This is a genomic window from Prevotella phocaeensis (assembly GCF_900065875.1).
GTDB lineage: Bacteria > Bacteroidota > Bacteroidia > Bacteroidales > Bacteroidaceae > Prevotella > Prevotella phocaeensis.
In genome coordinates this window covers 53,022-69,291 of record NZ_LT160617.1, presented here as the reverse complement: position 1 = coordinate 69,291, position 16,270 = coordinate 53,022, and the positions used below count along the sequence as shown (strand labels likewise).

At 46.7% G+C, this 16,270-nt stretch carries 16 protein-coding genes; 6 read left to right on the top strand and 10 right to left on the bottom strand.

Annotation, left to right across the window (positions count from 1 at the left end):
- Window positions 1–101 precede the first annotated feature (101 nt).
- The 3 genes from BN3912_RS00940 to BN3912_RS00930 all read right to left on the bottom strand — a co-directional run bounded on the left by BN3912_RS00940 (window position 102) and on the right by BN3912_RS00930 (window position 4,744).
- Window positions 102–2,267, bottom strand: coding sequence for a S9 family peptidase (locus BN3912_RS00940; RefSeq protein WP_036859957.1), 2,166 nt, complete (start codon window positions 2,265–2,267; stop codon window positions 102–104).
- Entirely contained in the window at window positions 2,257–3,672 is a 1,416-nt protein-coding gene (locus tag BN3912_RS00935; protein ID WP_023984936.1) for a THUMP domain-containing class I SAM-dependent RNA methyltransferase, read from the bottom strand. Before BN3912_RS00935 ends, BN3912_RS00940 begins: the two co-directional genes overlap by 11 nt.
- 151 nt (window positions 3,673–3,823) lie before the next feature.
- Window positions 3,824–4,744 carry a serine O-acetyltransferase gene (locus tag BN3912_RS00930; RefSeq protein ID WP_023984937.1) on the bottom strand — a complete coding sequence of 307 codons (921 nt, stop codon included), beginning with the start codon at window positions 4,742–4,744 and terminating at the stop codon, window positions 3,824–3,826.
- Between the two features lie 539 nt (window positions 4,745–5,283).
- Between BN3912_RS00930 and BN3912_RS00925 the strand changes: the two genes are divergently transcribed.
- Window positions 5,284–6,045, top strand: a complete 762-nt coding sequence (locus tag BN3912_RS00925) for a head GIN domain-containing protein (RefSeq protein WP_004367965.1) — start codon at window positions 5,284–5,286, stop codon at window positions 6,043–6,045.
- Window positions 6,046–6,237: 192 nt separating this feature from the next.
- On the opposite strand, the gene BN3912_RS00920 is transcribed toward BN3912_RS00925, so the two are convergent.
- Genes BN3912_RS00920 through BN3912_RS00905 form a run of 4 tightly spaced genes read right to left on the bottom strand, consistent with a single transcriptional unit; the run spans window position 6,238 to window position 8,565 of the window.
- Window positions 6,238–7,074 carry a phosphatase PAP2 family protein gene (locus BN3912_RS00920; RefSeq protein WP_023984939.1) on the bottom strand — a complete coding sequence of 279 codons (837 nt, stop codon included), beginning with the start codon at window positions 7,072–7,074 and terminating at the stop codon, window positions 6,238–6,240.
- Window positions 7,075–7,710, bottom strand: coding sequence for a CDP-alcohol phosphatidyltransferase family protein (locus tag BN3912_RS00915; protein WP_023984940.1), 636 nt, complete (start codon window positions 7,708–7,710; stop codon window positions 7,075–7,077). It abuts the gene before it with no gap.
- Window positions 7,700–8,107 carry a GtrA family protein gene (locus BN3912_RS00910; protein ID WP_016665600.1) on the bottom strand — a complete coding sequence of 136 codons (408 nt, stop codon included), beginning with the start codon at window positions 8,105–8,107 and terminating at the stop codon, window positions 7,700–7,702. Before BN3912_RS00910 ends, BN3912_RS00915 begins: the two co-directional genes overlap by 11 nt.
- Window positions 8,095–8,565: a phosphatidylglycerophosphatase A family protein gene (locus BN3912_RS00905; RefSeq protein WP_023984941.1), complete on the bottom strand. Its 471-nt coding sequence runs from the start codon at window positions 8,563–8,565 to the stop codon at window positions 8,095–8,097. Before BN3912_RS00905 ends, BN3912_RS00910 begins: the two co-directional genes overlap by 13 nt.
- A gap of 160 nt (window positions 8,566–8,725) precedes the next feature.
- On the opposite strand from BN3912_RS00905, the gene BN3912_RS00900 reads away from it, so the two are divergent.
- The 3 genes from BN3912_RS00900 to BN3912_RS00890 all read left to right on the top strand — a co-directional run bounded on the left by BN3912_RS00900 (window position 8,726) and on the right by BN3912_RS00890 (window position 12,579).
- The gene (locus tag BN3912_RS00900; protein WP_023984942.1) at window positions 8,726–11,239 is read left to right on the top strand and encodes a DUF5686 and carboxypeptidase-like regulatory domain-containing protein; all 2,514 of its coding nucleotides are present in this window, start codon (window positions 8,726–8,728) and stop codon (window positions 11,237–11,239) included.
- Between the two features lie 206 nt (window positions 11,240–11,445).
- The gene (locus BN3912_RS00895; protein ID WP_023984943.1) at window positions 11,446–11,931 is read left to right on the top strand and encodes a PaaI family thioesterase; all 486 of its coding nucleotides are present in this window, start codon (window positions 11,446–11,448) and stop codon (window positions 11,929–11,931) included.
- A 6-nt stretch (window positions 11,932–11,937) separates the two neighbouring features.
- Entirely contained in the window at window positions 11,938–12,579 is a 642-nt protein-coding gene (locus BN3912_RS00890; protein ID WP_023984944.1) for a response regulator transcription factor, read from the top strand.
- A gap of 666 nt (window positions 12,580–13,245) precedes the next feature.
- On the opposite strand, the gene BN3912_RS00885 is transcribed toward BN3912_RS00890, so the two are convergent.
- Both BN3912_RS00885 and BN3912_RS00880 read right to left on the bottom strand, forming a co-directional pair.
- Window positions 13,246–13,905, bottom strand: a complete 660-nt coding sequence (locus BN3912_RS00885; protein ID WP_023984945.1) for a DUF4230 domain-containing protein — start codon at window positions 13,903–13,905, stop codon at window positions 13,246–13,248.
- A complete protein-coding gene (locus BN3912_RS00880) occupies window positions 13,895–14,566 on the bottom strand; it encodes a DUF4230 domain-containing protein (RefSeq protein WP_023984946.1) in 672 nt (223 codons plus the stop codon). Before BN3912_RS00880 ends, BN3912_RS00885 begins: the two co-directional genes overlap by 11 nt.
- A 164-nt stretch (window positions 14,567–14,730) precedes the next feature.
- Between BN3912_RS00880 and BN3912_RS00875 the strand changes: the two genes are divergently transcribed.
- Window positions 14,731–15,249 (top strand): DUF4890 domain-containing protein, encoded by a 519-nt coding sequence (locus BN3912_RS00875; protein ID WP_023984947.1) that lies wholly within the window; start codon window positions 14,731–14,733, stop codon window positions 15,247–15,249.
- Window positions 15,250–15,401: 152 nt separating this feature from the next.
- Window positions 15,402–15,992 carry a DUF4738 domain-containing protein gene (locus BN3912_RS00870; RefSeq protein ID WP_023984948.1) on the top strand — a complete coding sequence of 197 codons (591 nt, stop codon included), beginning with the start codon at window positions 15,402–15,404 and terminating at the stop codon, window positions 15,990–15,992.
- A 50-nt stretch (window positions 15,993–16,042) separates the two neighbouring features.
- On the opposite strand, the gene BN3912_RS12610 is transcribed toward BN3912_RS00870, so the two are convergent.
- Window positions 16,043–16,201: an IS3 family transposase gene (locus BN3912_RS12610; protein ID WP_195906759.1), complete on the bottom strand. Its 159-nt coding sequence runs from the start codon at window positions 16,199–16,201 to the stop codon at window positions 16,043–16,045.
- Between the last annotated feature and the right edge of the window lie 69 nt (window positions 16,202–16,270).

Here is a 16,270-nt window from a genome sequence, read left to right as displayed (position 1 = left end):
TACTTGTATTATATCGGTGCACTTCTCCCTTTGTTTCTTCTTTCTAAAGGGAGAAGTGCTTGCGAAGAGCAGCGAGAGTGTATGTGTCTGTCGCCGACAGATTATTTCAGATAATCTTCAAAATATTGCGTGATGCGCTCATGCAGGTGCACGCTTTGGTGCCCGCGCATATTGTGTGGCTCGCCCGGATAGAGGAAAAAGTCGGGCTGTGTGCCCGCTTTGATGCACTCGGCAAGGAAAGACAAGCAATGTTGAGGTACCACCGTCTTGTCGTTGTAGCCCTGTATAATCTGCAATTTTCCCCTAAGGTTTTTCGCTTGATGCAGCAAAGAAGTCTTTTCATAGCCCTCTTTGTTGGCGGTAGGCGTATCCATATAACGCTCTCCATACATCACCTCGTACCATTTCCAGTCTATTACAGGACCGCCGGCCACGCCAACTTTGAATACTTCAGGGTAGTTGGTCATGAGCGAGATGGTCATGAAACCGCCGAAACTCCACCCGTGTACGCCTATTCTATCGACATCTACGTAGGGTAGGCTTTTAAGATATTCCACACCTTTCATCTGATCTTTCATCTCGATCTGCCCGAGTTGGCGGAACGTAACCTGCTCAAAGGCGCGTCCTCTGTTCTCGCTACCGCGGTTATCTATAATGAACAGCAGGTATCCTTTCTGTGCCATGTACGTTTCCCAGCTACGTGAAGCGTAATGCCACCGTGCATCTACATTGTGTGCATGGGGCCCTCCGTATACGTAGACCACGGTGGGATACTTCTTGTTTGCATCGAACCCCACCGGTTTTACCATGCGGTAATACAGGTCTGTGGTGCCGTCGTCGGCCTTTAATGTACCGCACGAGAACTCCGGAACGCCATATCCCAGCCACGGATCGGCCGCCTTGAAGTACAAGGTGTGCTTGGCAGTGGCGGTGTTGATGATTTCTATGTTGCGCGGAACGGCGGGTTCGCTGTAATTGTCGCATGCGAAAGCACCCGTAGGCGACAGGTTCGGGTAATGATAACCGTGCCCGTTGTCGAGCAAGGTGCGCTTGCCGGTCTTGATGTCTACGGCATACGTGTTGCGCTGGATGGGGTTCTTCTCGTTCGAAGCTATGATTACAGCCTTCTTCTTTATATCAAATCCCAGCATTTCGAGTACTACCCATTTGCCCGAGGTGAGCTGTTTTTGCAGCTTTCCGTCGGCAGAGAAGAGGTACAGATGGTTATAACCGTCGCGCTGACTCTGCATGATGAACGACTTACTGTCCCATGGCAGAAATGTAATAGGGTGCTGGGGTTCCACATATTTGTCGTCTGTCTCGCGGTTAAGTTCCGCAATCTTGCCTCCTGTTTTTGCATCGTAGCTCACCAATCTGCAGTCGTTTTGGTCGCGATTTAGTTCGAATATGTAGATTGTTTTGCTGTCCGGACTCCACGAAACATTAGTAAAATAACGGTCGGTAGGATCGCCTGCCTGTAACGTAGTTATATTTTTAGACTGCAGATCGTATACCATAACCGTGACTTTATGGCTGGTTTCGCCCGCCATGGGGTATTTGTCGGGCTCGTAGAGGGCTATTCTGTGAAAGATATCCACCTGCGGATAGTCGGCTACCATTGTCTGATCCATGCGATAGAAGGCCAGCTTGGTGCCGTCGGGCGACCAGAACAGTCCGCCCCGTATGCCGAACTCGTCACGATGTACGCTCTGTCCGTAAACGATGCACCGGCTTCCGTCGGTCGTCAGTTGGGTGCTGTCGCCGTCTTGCGTCTTTACCATGAGCTGGTTGTCCTTCACATATGCCAAGGCTTTCGATGCTTCGTTCCATGCCTCTGCCTGCCAAGCAGCGGAGCCGTCTGTGGGCATTTGCCATTCTGCGCGGTGCTTCTTCCAGTTCAAGAGATACATTCTGTTCTTCGTGCGCAGCAATACGAGCGGCTTATCAGCATAGGGAAAGGCTGCTCGATACAGCGAATGAACCTTGTTTGCAGTATCTGTACCGAGCCATTTGTTAACGTCTGCGAGCGTAAAGAGCATGCTCTCTTTGCCCGTCACCTTGTTTATAATGCTGCATTCTTCGGCATCCAACCTTATCAGTTCGTCGCCCCACCACGTAGTGTAGCGGTTTTCAGGCACGAACTTTCTATAGTTTGTGCCGCCGAAGTTTAAGTCTTCGAGGGTGAATTGCTTCTGTGTCATGCCCGTAGATGGTATGAATAATGCCGATAGAACTGCTATGTAAAGCCGATAGATGTTAGTCCTCATCGTCGTATCTCCTATGTCTTTTGCCGGTATCGCGGTTGCTGTAATCCCGACGTCCGGGCCGTTCGAACTTCTTACCTCGTGCTCCTCGGTCTTTTCTGTCTTCCCTCAAGCGTTCGAAAGAATGGAACTTGAACGACCTGATGTCGGCTTCTTCGTTCTCTGCATCTTCCTCCAATCGGCGTTTGAACTCGCGGTTTTCTTTGAAACGATGCTTCTGTGCCATCTCTTTACGTTCCGTATCGGTCTTTATGATGCCTCCTTCAGCACGGAAATCTTTCATCTTTCCATCGAATATGGCGTACTTGCGGAACTCGCATTCCAGCGATCCGTTGAAGACAGGTATCTTGATCGACGGCTTCAGACCGATCTGTTCGAAGCACTCTTCGCGGTAACTTAACACCCATGCATCGTTGCCCATGAACTCGTGTTTAAGGCGTTCACCGATCATTTTGTAGGTGGCTAAGAGGTTCGGGGTGGATATGCGCTCACCGTAGGGCGGATTCATAACGATGATACTCTTGCCGGCCGGCTTCTTAAAGTCCTTGAAATCGGCCTGCTCTATGGAGATATCGGCGGTCAATCCGGCCGCTCTGACGTTCGTGCGTGCCGTGTTTACCGCTTTCATATCCACATCATAGCCGTAGATGTGATGGTTGAAAGGACGCTCAAGCGAGTCGTCATTGTAGATTTTATCAAACAAATTCTGGTCGAAATCGGGCCATTTTTCGAAAGCAAACTCCTTTCGGAACACGCCCGGACTCATGTTGTGTGCTATCAGGGCTGCCTCTATAAGCAAGGTACCGCTGCCGCACATCGGATCTATAAAGTCGGTGTCGCCCTTCCATCCGGTCATCATAATCATGCCGGCAGCCAATACTTCGTTCAATGGAGCCTCGACTGATTCCTGTCGATAGCCCCTGCGATGCAGCGATTCGCCACTGGAATCGAGGCAAAGAGTGGCATCTTCGTCGGCTATATGGATATGGAACCGCATGTCGGGGTTGCTTACAGAGATGTTAGGCCGTGTGCCTGTGTTCTCTCGAAATTGATCTACGATGGCATCTTTTACCTTGTAAGTCACGAAACGTGAGTTCCTGAACTCCTCAGAGTATACCACTGAGTCTACTGAAAAGGTTTTTCCCTTCTCTATGTATTGGCTCCAATCCACTTTCTTTACCTCTTCGTACACGTCTTCTGCCGAATATGCCTTGAAATGACGTATGGGTTTAAGGATACGGATGGCCGTGTGAAGTTGGAAATTGGCGCGATACATCATTTCTTTATCGCCTGTAAACGACACCATTCTGCGCCCTGTTTGTACGTTGTTTGCACCCATTAGGGTAAGCTCTTGGGCCAAGATGTTCTCTAATCCCATAAAGGTCTTGGCGATGAGTTCAAATTCCATTGTTAGATAAAACTGTTTTTATTTTATATACTTTATTTTCTTGTCGTTAGGAAGTTATGCCGTTAAGCGGTTAAACCATTGGTTCAGGGCCTTGAATTCGATGGAAAGATAGATCGCAGACCATCGCCTTAAAAACTTAATTCCTTAGGACTTAACTTCTTTCAGATAATGAATGATCGGTTATTTTGTATTTCTTGGTGCGGGGTTTCATATCTTCTGTTACCCATACATTGGCTCCTACCACGCATCCTTGGCCTATTGTGATGCGCCCCAATACCGTTGCATTGGCGTAAATCACCACGTTATCTTCCAGTATAGGGTGCCTCGGCATGCCTTTGATGGGGTTGCCGTCGTCGTCGAGCGGAAAGCTTTTGGCTCCTAAAGTAACGCCCTGATACAGTTTAACATGGTTTCCGATGATGCAAGTTGCACCGATTACCACGCCAGTACCGTGGTCTATGGTGAAATAGTTGCCGATTGTAGCGGCGGGATGTATGTCGATACCAGTCTCAGAGTGTGCCATTTCGGTTATCATTCGTGGGATGAGCGGCACGTTGAGCGTATGTAATTCGTGAGCGATACGATAGTTTGTCAGCGCTTTAATTACCGGATAACACGAGATAATCTCGCTATAATTGTCTACAGCGGGATCTCCATCGTAAGCAGCTTTTACGTCTGTGGCCAGCGTGCTGCGTATCTGCGGCAGACGGGCAATGAGTTCGGTGGCGATAACATCGGCTTGCAAGCGCCATGCAGGCAGGTTGCGGCGCGACTCTTCGTCGCAGGTAGCGGCGAAACATAGGCCTGCTAATACCTGTTCAGTGAGCTTTCGATGCAATTGTTCTACGTTTACACCTATTTGATATTTAATTGTATTGCTGTTAACTGTAGACTTTCCGAAGTATCCGGGGAACAGAATGGCCCGCGAAAGGTTGATGATATCTTCGAGTTCCGTACCGGATGGTAGCGGACTTCCGTCGCGGTATTGGTGACACAGGCCTTCCAAAGAATCGGGATTTGAAAGGAATTCCACTGTTTGAGTTAGTACATGAGTCAGTTTCGAGACACTCATTGCGATGCTTGTGTATCAGTATATTTTCCGTGCAAAGATACTGTTTTTACTTGAAAACGGAGAAATGAATGTGATAAAAATATTAAATGTTGGGCTCCGGAGGGGGATTTTTGGATGAAGGATTAGGGATGAATGATGAGGGAGAGCCTCCCCCGTCCCCTCCAAAGGAGGGGTGTATGGACGAAGGATGAGGGATGAAGGATGAGAGATTAATGGTTGTGTTGCTGCGGCTTGGCCTGTCTATGTTGTCTTGAACCGCGTTGTTTTTGCCATACATATATAAGGACTAGGACAAACTGCGTTCCTACGGCCCGATTAAACCATCTGTCTGTCGGACATAGAGGGTGCACCTGTCGGGTATAGGCTGTATATCTGATAAAAATATCTTATAGACATGTCTTTTTAAAACTATTTTTCTTTCCTAATTGAATAAGCGGAAAAGAAGTGCTGTTTGTGCCGGATAATGAAAAAATATGCACAACACTGCAACATTTTCCCCGCTATCTGCGTCTAACATATAGAACTAAAATCGTAAAAAGATGAAAAAAGTAAATTTGATACTTTGCGGTGTATTGGCAGCAACCGTGCTGTCTTCTTGCGTTTATCGCAGTGAAGTTTTGGGCAAAAGAGTTGTTTTAGACAGCACGCGCAAAACAGACGTATTTAATAAGGTGACGCTCTTTGCTTCGTGCAATGTGCACTATAAGCAGGGCGACACATGCTCTGTGCGCGTGGTAGGCGACAAACAATTGGTGAAAAACTTAATTACACAAGTGATAAACAACGAATTGCAGATACGTATGAAGCCTTACAAAGGCGATTTGATGCGGCTGTTAAACAAGACAGAGCTGAATGTTTACGTAACTTCGCCCGATTTGTTGGCGGTGAAGGTGGCCGGTTCGGGCGATTTTGAAGCTACGGGTACGGTAGACACCGATACGATGCGCATTGCTTTGACGGGCTCGGGAGATATGGATTTTGCCAACCTTATCTGCGACAGGGTAGAGGCCACGTTGCGCGGTTCGGGCGATGTAGAACTGAAAAACGTGCAGGCCGACTATGCTAACTTGAATTTGTTGGGCTCGGGAGATATGAAGGTAAACCTGAAAAATGCACGCAATGCCGATGCTTCGCTTACGGGTTCGGGCGATTTGAAAGTAGGTTTCGATAACTGTGGCATAGTAAATTGCAAGCTCTTAGGTTCGGGCGATATAGAATTGAAAGGCAGGATAAGACAGTTAAACCAAAACTCTACGGGCTCGGGAGATATAGAAACATCGGGTTTGAAAGTGGGATATTAGAAGTTAACGGGTGCCTTTTTCGGAGTTAACTGTGGTTAATGGGAGTGTTAATCGCTTCGTTCGTGGGAGTTAGCGGACAAATGTTTTTGTGTAGTTTGCCGATTTCAAAGCTAATGTCTGTTACCTCTCGAGCCTATAGGAGAGATACCTCCCGTTAACCACGGTTAACTCTAAAAGAAACAACAAATACTTTCAGGAAAGACTGATGAAGCGGACGTATCGCTCCAATCCATGTTTTACGGTCGGAATGCGGAAGATGAATTTCTCTAAAACGAATATTCCTACTATGGCAACGGCGATGCCTAAGAGCACATCTATTACGTAATGATGCCCCGTATATACGGCTGTGAACCAAATACCCATGCAGATTAGCGCAAATATGCACACCGTTTGCCACCGCTGCCTACTGATAACGGCATAGACGGTTGTAATGAGCATGTAGGCTGCATGCAACGAAGGAACGGCAGCAAACACATTTGCATTGGCGCCGTAGAGTGCATGGAATACGGGTATGCCCGTAAGTTGGTCGAAACGTCCTAAGCCCGCAACGTTTCCGGAGGTGTGGAGTAGGGGTTCGAAACCGTAATACATGGCATACCAAGGCGGTGCTGCAGGATGGATATAATAACCGCAGAAGCCCAGCAGATTGACGAAAAGAAAGGCCAAGGAAAACCGAAGATAACTCTTGCGCTGCCCTTTGAAATAAAGATAAAGGCCGAAGCAAAGCGGCAAGGGCACCCAACAAAGATAGAAAAAGCCCGCCAGCAGGTCGGCTGCAGTACAGTGATGAAGAGCGAAAAACTCGCTTGGAATAAGCACAGATGTACCCGATGCGATACCGAAAAGATGTTTTTCGGCGTCATAAAGTCCGCGTATGTCGATGGCATTCGCCTCGTAGTTGGGCCACAGGCGCATGGCATCGTAGGAACAGGCAAAGACGAGCCACGGCGTAAGAGCTACGGCTATCTTCCTTGTAGGCCTGAAGCCCACGAGCAAGATATATAAAATAAGGATATAAATACTGAACATTTATCTGCCTTTCAGTTGCTTGTAGCAATGCCACACACGCCAGAAAGCCGTGATATTGGCCAGCACTGCAATGAGCATCATCGGCACCGAAAGCACCCACAGGTTGGCATAAATGCCGCAGAAGATGGCGCCTATCGATGTTGCTACCACCCTTTCGGGGCGTTGCATGAAGCCTACTTTACACTCGATGCCTATGCCTTCGGCTCGCGCACGGACATAACTCACCATTACAGAGCCCACCATGGCAAGGAAGGTTACCACTCCGCTGCCGATCCACCCGTCGAGTAAGAAGTATATGGCTATGCCGAAAAGCGTGAAAAGCTCGCTATAGCGGTCGAGAGTGGAGTCCCAAAGAGCGCCGAACGTAGAAGACATGTTGCCCATACGTGCCAGACGACCGTCCATCATATCGAACAAACCGGCGAAAAGTATAATGAATCCGCCCCATCCGATGAGCGTTAAACTGCTTTCGGGCTTATATGCAGCGGCATAAACAAATATACCTGCCGCCACGATATTGAGCAAAAAGCCGGTTGTGGTGATAAAGTTAGGAGTGATGCCCACCTTGATCATGCCCTTTATCAGCGGGTTGATAATTCGGTAGATCGCCTTTTGTAAGAAATCTCTATAGTTCATATCTTTTCTTGAATACAAATATACGTTGCATTTGATAGTTCCATAACACCGCTACGGCTACGGCCACCACGGCTTTAACGATGATAAAATAAACGCCGGAGAGTTCGGTAAGCAGGAACGTTCCGAGGGTATTGAGCAGGATACTGCCCGTCCAAACGAGGAAATACCGCATGGCTATGACCTTTTTCTTCATGCCCATGGCATGGAATACCCACCGGTAGTTGATGATACAATTCGTGATACCGCCACTGAGTGCACCGAAGAATATGGCGTAAGCATACCACATGTTGCAGAAATGCGACAGAAGAATGGTGACACAGAAGTCGATTATCGAGGCTATCCATGCCGAACATTGCGCTTTGACAAACGTGATGAGATTTTCTTTTATGCTGCCCATCGTGCCAAAACTATGATAATAAGACTGTAAAAGCCGGCAAGCAGGTCGTCTGCCATTACCCAGAAACCGCCGTGCCTGCGGTCGAGAGCACGGATGCCCAGCGGCTTTAGTATGTCGAAGAAGCGGAAAATAACGAAAGAGGATGCTGCATATATGAGGTCTCCTGCGGGTGAACAAAGCAGCGGTACCCATACTCCGGCCATCTCGTCTATTACGACTCGGCTCGGATCTTCGCCCCAATAAGGCTCCAATTTATCGGCTGCCCATGTGCCGATCCATGTAAATAGCAGTATTAGAACGAGAGTTGTAAGGAATAGGGGTACGGTGTTCAGCACTTGCGCCATGCCTAACCAAATAACGGTGGCAAGGAGTGCTCCTGCTGTTCCGGGCCCCCAAGGCCAGAAACCGGAGCCGAAACCGGAGCCGAATACTACAGCAAGAATCGGTGGGCGTTTCATATATGCGGTGCAAATTTAATGGAAAAAATATAAATAACCAAAAAGTTTTCTCGCTTTTTACAATATTATATATACCTTTGCAGCCATATTTATTAATATTAAGTAGCGCAAACGCGTTTATATTTTTATTGATGTGAAGAAGGTTATTGGGATATTTATCATGATAATAGCCTTGGTAACGAGTGCCAAGGCGCAGATTTCAGGTGACATTGTAGATACGAATGGTTTTCCTATAGCTTATGCCAGCGCCATGTACAAGGGGCATCATATTGCTGTATCCAGCGATATGAACGGTCATTTTACTATAGATAGGCACGAAGGATGGGCACTTACGTTCAGTTCGATGGGCTTTAAAGCGCAGACGATAAAGGTGGATGCGAAGACTCCTTCTACGATGAAGATTGTGTTAAAGGAGGATACGAAGAACTTGAGTGAGGTGCTTGTGAAGTCTCGGCGTGGTCGCTACTCGCGTAAGGATAACCCTGCGGTGGAGTTGATGCGGCGGGTGATCGCCGCCAAAAAGCGAACTCACCTCGATAACCATGATTATTATCAGTATAACAAATACCAGAAAATATCGCTGGCATTGAATGACATCAATCCCAACGACGCTATGCAGGGCTCTTCCAAGAAAGCTCAATGGATGATAGACCAAATTGAAACCAGTCCTTATAATAACAAACTCATCCTTCCGGTGTCCGTCGACGAGACCGTAACGCAGCATATATACAGGAAAGAACCCAAGAGTGAGAAAGATATCATTAAGGGACAGCAGAGCCAAGGCGTCAACAACGTGATACAGACAGGCGAGATATTGAACACATTGCTTAAAGAGGTGTTTACCGATGTCGACCTCTATGACGATCACATCCGCCTTTTGCAGTACCCATTCACAAGTCCTATCGGCGAGACAGCCATCTCTTTCTACCGCTATTATATAGAAGATACGGTGTATGTCGACCGTGATTTGTGCTATCATTTGCAGTTCATTCCCAACAATCAGCAGGACTTTGGCTTCCGTGGAGACCTATATGTGTTGGCTGATTCTACACTTCATGTGAAGAAATGCGACCTCACTATTCCGCATAAAAGCGATGTGAATTTCGTACAGAATATGCATCTCACCCAAGAATATACCAAGCTCGACAACGGAGAATGGGCACTTTCCAAAGATGACATGTGGGCCGAACTGTCGTTGACGAGCTTTCTGTCGAAGATACTTGTAGTGCGTAACACCCGTTTAACGGATTATGCTTTCGACGAACTGCCCAACAAACTCTTTAAGGGCAAGGCTAAAACGAGGCATGAAGCTGATGCTATGATCCGTGATGAGGCTTTCTGGAACCAATACCGCACCGTTGGACTTACGAAAGGAGAGTCGTCTATGGATGCTTTTGTGCACAGAATGGAGCAATCAAAGAACTTCAAATGGGTACTGATTGGCGTAAAAGCGCTGTTAGAAAATTATGTCGAGACCGGTTCCCTAAAGACTAAAAGCAAGTTCGATTTCGGTCCGATCAACACATTCATATCGCATAACTTCGTCGACGGTTATCGCTTTCGCCTTAGCGGACGCACGATGGCGGCGCTAAATCCTCACTTTTTCTGGAACGGATATATCGCTCGTGGCGTTTCTTCGCACAAAACATACTATGGAAGTGAGCTTACGTGGTCGATAAACAAAAAGAAGAATTCGCCTTTTGAGTTCCCCCAACGCAATTTGATATTAGAAACAGCGTACGATGTTATGTCTCCTGCCGATAAATTTTTGCTGCATAATAAGGATAATGTGTTCATGACGTTCCGCTCGCAGAAGGTTGAACAGATGTATTTCTATAATCGTCAGAAGCTTTCTTTTATCTACGAAACCGATTGGGGATTAAGTGTAAGCACGTCGTTAAAGGCAGAAAGCAACGAAGTTGCGGGCGGATTGCGCTTCATAAAGAAGCTCGACGGCAGCGAGACCTATAAGATACGTACGACAGAGTATAAACTTGGCTTTAGATTCTGCCCCGGACAAACCTTCGTAAACACCAAACAGCAGCGCTGGCCCATAAATCTTGACAGCCCAGAGTTTACCATTAGCCACACTATAGGGCTGAAACACGTGCTTGGAGGGCAATACAATCTGAACTTTACCGAACTTGGAGTGTACAAACGTCAATGGCTTGGCAGCTGGGGATATATAGACATGCACCTCAATGCAGGCGCTCAATGGAACAAAGTGCCGTTTCCTTTGCTCATCATGCCGCCTGTGAACCTCTCGTATTTCGAGGAGGAAGGTACGTTCAGTCTGATGCGTAACATGGAATTTCTTACCGACCGTTATGCTTATTGGGCCGTTTCGTGGGACTTAAACGGTAAACTTCTTAACCGTATTCCGCTTGTTAAGAAGCTTAAGTGGCGTGAATATGTGGCTTTCAAGGGTATGTTTGGCAAGTTGACAGATAAGAATAACCCTTTCCTTGCGCAAAATAATGGCGATGACATGCTGTTCAGTTTCCCGCAGGGTGCGCATGTGATGGATCCGAAAGCACCTTACATGGAACTCGTAGCAGGTGTACATAATATATTCAAGTTCTTTGCAGTCGACTTTGTTCACCGTTTCAATTACAACGCCCATGCCGATACGAAGAAGAATGGTATACGTTTCGGCTTCATGATGAGCTTCTAAAACACTTTCCGAGGAGACTTCTGTCATCTGCAAGACATTCCGTTATTTGCCGAACCCGATATGAATATCGCGTTTAAATATGCTTTTTCTTTCGGCTTTCAGTATAAATCGTTATCTTTGCAACGAACAGCAAACAAATTTGGTAAGCAGGAATGTCGGTGATAAACCGGCCCTACTGTCAAGATATCGCTAAACGATAAAGATGTATGAGGAAGCTAATAAACCCGTGGATAGGGAAAGATGGTTACGATTGTTTTGGCTGTAACCCCGAAAATCCGATAGGTCTTCATATGGAATTCTATGAAGACGGCGATTACATTATTTCATTCCTCCGGCCGCAGGAGCACCTGCAAGGTTGGGTAAACACCGTGCACGGCGGTATTCTGAGTACCATTATCGACGAGATTGCGGGCTGGACAGTATCGCGAAAACTGCAGACTACGGGCGTTACCTCGCGGCTCGAAGTTAATTACCGGCATCCTGTGGCAATAACAGAACAGCAACTTACCGTGCGTGCCCGTATCAGAGAGATGAAGCGGAACCTCGCTTTTATCGATGCAACCATAGAGAACAGCCGCGGCGAAACGTGTGTGGAAGGCACCGCCGTGTACTTTACGTTTGGTCCGGATAAGGCACGCGAGATGGGTTTCACCCGCTGCGATGCGGTAGACGAGCAACTGCTATCTATGTAATAAGGTATGAAAAGATTTCTTTTAGCAGACAGGCAAGGCATCACCCGAGCCGGTCTGATGTTCTTGTTGGGCGGCTTTTCAGATACCGATTATAAGTTTACGGAAGACAAGACCGAACTGATAAATGCGTTACGCGAGGCTCCCGACAGCATCGTTGTGCTCGACTACACGCTCTTCGATATCAATGATGCAGCCGAACTGCTGATACTTAGCCAGCGTTTCGGTAATGTTTATTGGGTGTTGTTCAGCGAAGATTTAAGTACAGATTTTGTGCGTATGATCATTGCATCAAGTCCGCAATTCAGCGTTTTACTAAAAGAATCGCCATTGCAGGAGATACGCGAGGCACTCAGTTTTGCCATGCGTGGCCGGCGGTTCATCTGTCAGCGCATGGCAGAGTTGTTGCTCGTGCCCGAAACACGCGAACAGGAACAGGTGAAACTTACACGTACAGAGACCGAAGTGCTGAAAGATATCGCGCTCGGAATGACCACCCGTGAGATTGCCGAGAAGCGTTTTTCGAGTTTCCATACCGTGAATACTCACCGTAAAAATATATTCCGTAAGCTCGGAGTGAACAATGTACACGAGGCAACCAAGTATGCTCTCCGCGCCGGATTGGTAGACTCGGCGGAATATTATATCTGAATTTCGGCGATAATGGGATGTGCGGAGGGCCTTATTCAAGCCTTGGCTCTGCTCTAACTCCTCGCTGTAGAAAGAGTGGGAGAGGGGAGGAAGGACCTCCCCCGGTCCCTCCAAAGGAGGGATGTGCCTTGCGGAAGACGGATAAATTGCTCGTAAAAATGTTTTTATTCAGTATTCTAAATGAAAACTATTTGCAGTCTAATCGTACTTTTCCCTTTGGAAAGAGGTGACAGAGAGGGGACGGAACTATTTTACCCCACCTCTTTAATTAGAAAAAAAAGTTGGAGTAAAGCAGATAAGTGGACAAGGAAGTACCCTTTACCCATCCATCCAATAGAAAGAGACAGAAGAATTTAAACAGACAGATATACAGGGTGTCTTTATTAGATGTGTAGTTTAAATTTGATAGATATGCCATCTATGCCTGATAGACAGCCGGTCTGACAGAACCGTAAGGACTTAATCTGTCTAAATTCGTATGCGTGTATCGTAAAAATAATATTGCCGAAGAGGATTTTGATAGGCCAAATTCACACAATATAACATGCCTCTCCTCTTGGAAAGGGTAGGCCGGGAGGGGGTTGAACATGGTAAACAAAAGAAATCCTTCCCCCTCCCTCTCTTTCTACAGCGAGGAGTTAGAGCTGGTCTAAGTATTGCTTAGCCTTATTTCTTGCTCCTTGTTTCGCGGTTATTCTCGAACTTTACGTGTACAAACTTGAACCCCATCGACCGCAATAGGTTATTGAATTGCGCGGTAGCATTCTGCTCTGCCGCTGCTATGTTACTACTGTTCAGGCACCGTTTCTTCATGGCAACATAGGCTTTACGGTAAAGTGCGTCGCGTGAAGCCTCTGTCCATGAGCCGCTTTCATAGAAAGAACGACTGCGAGCTTCATCGATGAAGTCGTTCGAAAGTAACTTAATGGGCGGCAAGGTGGCCACGATAGTATCTTTATTCGCCTTTATCCAGCCGGGTTCAGCCTCGTGCAAGTTCACTCCGAGGCGTAATGTACCGTAATAAATACGTACGAGTTGGGCATCTCCGAAGAACCCGTGTCGCACCGTGTCTACCAGTTCTTCATCGCTGATCGATAGAAATTCCCATTCTCCTATGCGTTCTATGGAGCGTATCTGCGTAGGTGTAATGTCGATACGATTATTTTGTACGATGCCTATGCTGTTATTATTGGTGAGCCATACCAGCGCCGGAATACCCACAAGCACTATTAACACCACTGCAACAATGGATATCTGCATGCTTTGCGGCATCATTCCGTAAAGTCTTTTCAGCCTTTCGTGCCGCTTATTCCTATTATTTTCCATGTTCGTTTGTCGTTTTTTCTAAGATTTCAGGTATATCCTGCCACGTGAATTTCTTACGGAAACTGATGGTGATATCCTCTTCTTTGTAGCCCATTTGTACAATCATAGGCACCAAGATGCGTGCCGCACTCTCACGAGCAGTCTCTATAATACCCATCTGCGGTATGTCTTTTATGATTGCCTCGCGCCCCTGTCGTTCGTAAGAGGTAAGTTCGGCATCGGTAAAATTGCTGCGCAGCATGGCTACATACTGTTTCACGTCGTCGTGGTTGATGCGTGTACCGGTGAGAGTAACCTTGGGATCGGGCAATGTTATTTCTATCTTGCGCCCGTTCCGATGCACATTGTCTGCGCTGAAGTCATCGAAATCTACATATGCCTTTACCGTGGCATCCATCGGGATGGCTACCTTACGTTCGCCGAGCGGCAGGTCTATGCTGAAACTTTTCTGCAAAATCTTGCCTTCCAGCTTCTTCGTGTCATCATGAGTCACTATCTTATGCACGCGTACCTCTGCCGTGTAGAGCCGCGAACACTTCTGTATTTGCATCACCATCATGGGAATTGTGTCTACTGCAAGCGTTTCCTTGGATGCCTGTTTGCCTGAACAGGATGTGATAAAAGGCAATATGAGCACGAAATATAATAGCTTTTTCGTCATTATAGAATATGTTAATACTCGCGCAAAGATAGCAAAAATATGTCAAATTGTAGGGAGTAGCGTACATTTTTTCATATCTCGTTAAACTTTTATAACCGCTCTACGTCAAACTGATAGTTGCAACGTAGAAACGATTATGTACGAACAATTAAAATGTAGTGAAGATGAAAAAGAAGATGATGATGACAATGATTGCCTTACTGATGCTGAACGTATCGGTTATGGCACGTGAAGATAGATGGCAGGATAACGACAGAAAGAAGCCCGATACGGAACGGATGGTGCAAATACGTACCGACCGTATGGTAGAGAAGTACGGTTTGAACAAGAAACAGGCAAAGAAACTCCTCGAACTTAATGCCAGATATGCCGGCAAGATGCCTCCGATGGCAGGTTGCGACAGGTGTTTTAATAAAGGTAAACGGCCCGATGACGGCAATCAACCGCCGCTGTTGCGTGACTCGATGCCGCGTCCGCCACGCCCAGATAGTGAAGCTATGCAGGCTGAACATAAAGAAATGCAGGAGAATATGGCTGCCTATCGCAGCGAACTGAAAGAGATAATGACCGAAGAGCAATATGCCAAGTACGAAAGCGATGCAAAACAGATGCAACACCGCCATGGTCGTGGTGCCCGTTTTGGTAAGCAAATCGGAACTAAACCGCCAAAGAAAACCGAATAACGGCACTAACTGAACTTTTATTATATCACAGCAATCTTCAATGGTATTTGGTTTGATTAAAGGCAGCGGCGCTTCCTGAATTATTTAGGAAGCGCCATTTTTCGTATTTGTCGGATAAATATGTTACCTTTGTAATCTAAAATGATTGAGGTATGAAAAAGCTTTTTATGCTGTTGACGGTAGCCGTTGCGGTGGTAGGTATTACATCTTGCGGCGGTAAATCGGACAGTAATCGCATTATTGCGCCCAAACCGGTGAAGCAGAAGCCCAAGGCAACGCAGAAAGTGGGTGATTATTCGCAGACTCGTGATGTGGAATGGTTGGGATCGCATTATAAGATAGAGGTGAAACGCGTGGCAGATACTTCGCTTCCGCTTGCCGACGATGGCTCTGGGAATAAGTATTTCGACAACCGAATTACGGTGCGTATCTTGCGTAGTAACGGCACAGAGTTCTTTTGTCGTACGTTTACGAAAGCAGATTTCGATGCATCTCTCGAAGCTACATATCGCAAGAACGGCGCCTTATTGGGCATCGTGTACGATCAGGTAGTGGGTAAACGGCTAATATTTGCAGCGAGTGTGGGTTCTCCCGATAAGATGAGCGATGAATACATGCCGCTTCTGCTGAAGATTTCTAATCTTGGCAGCGTAGAGATAAGTAAGGATAATCAGCTCGATACAGGTGGTGAAGGGAGCGCAAAGAAGTCGGAAATCGATCTTGCAGAGGAGGAAGGTATGTGATGGAAGACCTCTGATCTGAAGTTTCCCTGCAAAGTTAGATGTGTTAAACATTATCTGATTTTGGAAAGAGTCTGGTATTGCGCCGGACTCTTTCTATCTAATCGGAGTTTTATTCTTTTATTGTTGTAATGATAGATGTGTCTTTCTAAAGCCTTAGCGAAGGTTTCGAACGATTCAAATTTATCTGTATACAGAAGTTCGTACTTCATAATATAAGAATTTTTCAGCCGTCGTATTGTCGCTGTGATGCGCTGATAGCCTCGTTTATTCTTCTTTCT

Excerpts from the sequence above, each read along its gene's own strand:
- BN3912_RS00925 (WP_004367965.1), top strand. The coding sequence starts at position 5,284 with ATGAAAAAAGTAAATTTGATACTTTGCGGTGTATTGGCAGCAACCGTG.
- BN3912_RS00870 (WP_023984948.1), top strand. The coding sequence starts at position 15,402 with ATGAAAAAGCTTTTTATGCTGTTGACGGTAGCCGTTGCGGTGGTAGGT.
- BN3912_RS00890 (WP_023984944.1), top strand. The coding sequence starts at position 11,938 with ATGAAAAGATTTCTTTTAGCAGACAGGCAAGGCATCACCCGAGCCGGT.
- BN3912_RS00935 (WP_023984936.1), bottom strand. The coding sequence starts at position 3,672 with ATGGAATTTGAACTCATCGCCAAGACCTTTATGGGATTAGAGAACATC.
- BN3912_RS00920 (WP_023984939.1), bottom strand. The coding sequence starts at position 7,074 with ATGTTCAGTATTTATATCCTTATTTTATATATCTTGCTCGTGGGCTTC.
- BN3912_RS00875 (WP_023984947.1), top strand. The coding sequence starts at position 14,731 with ATGAAAAAGAAGATGATGATGACAATGATTGCCTTACTGATGCTGAAC.
- BN3912_RS00900 (WP_023984942.1), top strand. The coding sequence starts at position 8,726 with ATGATAATAGCCTTGGTAACGAGTGCCAAGGCGCAGATTTCAGGTGAC.
- BN3912_RS12610 (WP_195906759.1), bottom strand. The coding sequence starts at position 16,201 with ATGAAGTACGAACTTCTGTATACAGATAAATTTGAATCGTTCGAAACC.
- BN3912_RS00885 (WP_023984945.1), bottom strand. The coding sequence starts at position 13,905 with ATGGAAAATAATAGGAATAAGCGGCACGAAAGGCTGAAAAGACTTTAC.
- BN3912_RS00880 (WP_023984946.1), bottom strand. The coding sequence starts at position 14,566 with ATGACGAAAAAGCTATTATATTTCGTGCTCATATTGCCTTTTATCACA.
- BN3912_RS00910 (WP_016665600.1), bottom strand. The coding sequence starts at position 8,107 with ATGGGCAGCATAAAAGAAAATCTCATCACGTTTGTCAAAGCGCAATGT.
- BN3912_RS00915 (WP_023984940.1), bottom strand. The coding sequence starts at position 7,710 with ATGAACTATAGAGATTTCTTACAAAAGGCGATCTACCGAATTATCAAC.
- BN3912_RS00905 (WP_023984941.1), bottom strand. The coding sequence starts at position 8,565 with ATGAAACGCCCACCGATTCTTGCTGTAGTATTCGGCTCCGGTTTCGGC.
- BN3912_RS00930 (WP_023984937.1), bottom strand. The coding sequence starts at position 4,744 with ATGAGTGTCTCGAAACTGACTCATGTACTAACTCAAACAGTGGAATTC.
- BN3912_RS00940 (WP_036859957.1), bottom strand. The coding sequence starts at position 2,267 with ATGAGGACTAACATCTATCGGCTTTACATAGCAGTTCTATCGGCATTA.
- BN3912_RS00895 (WP_023984943.1), top strand. The coding sequence starts at position 11,446 with ATGAGGAAGCTAATAAACCCGTGGATAGGGAAAGATGGTTACGATTGT.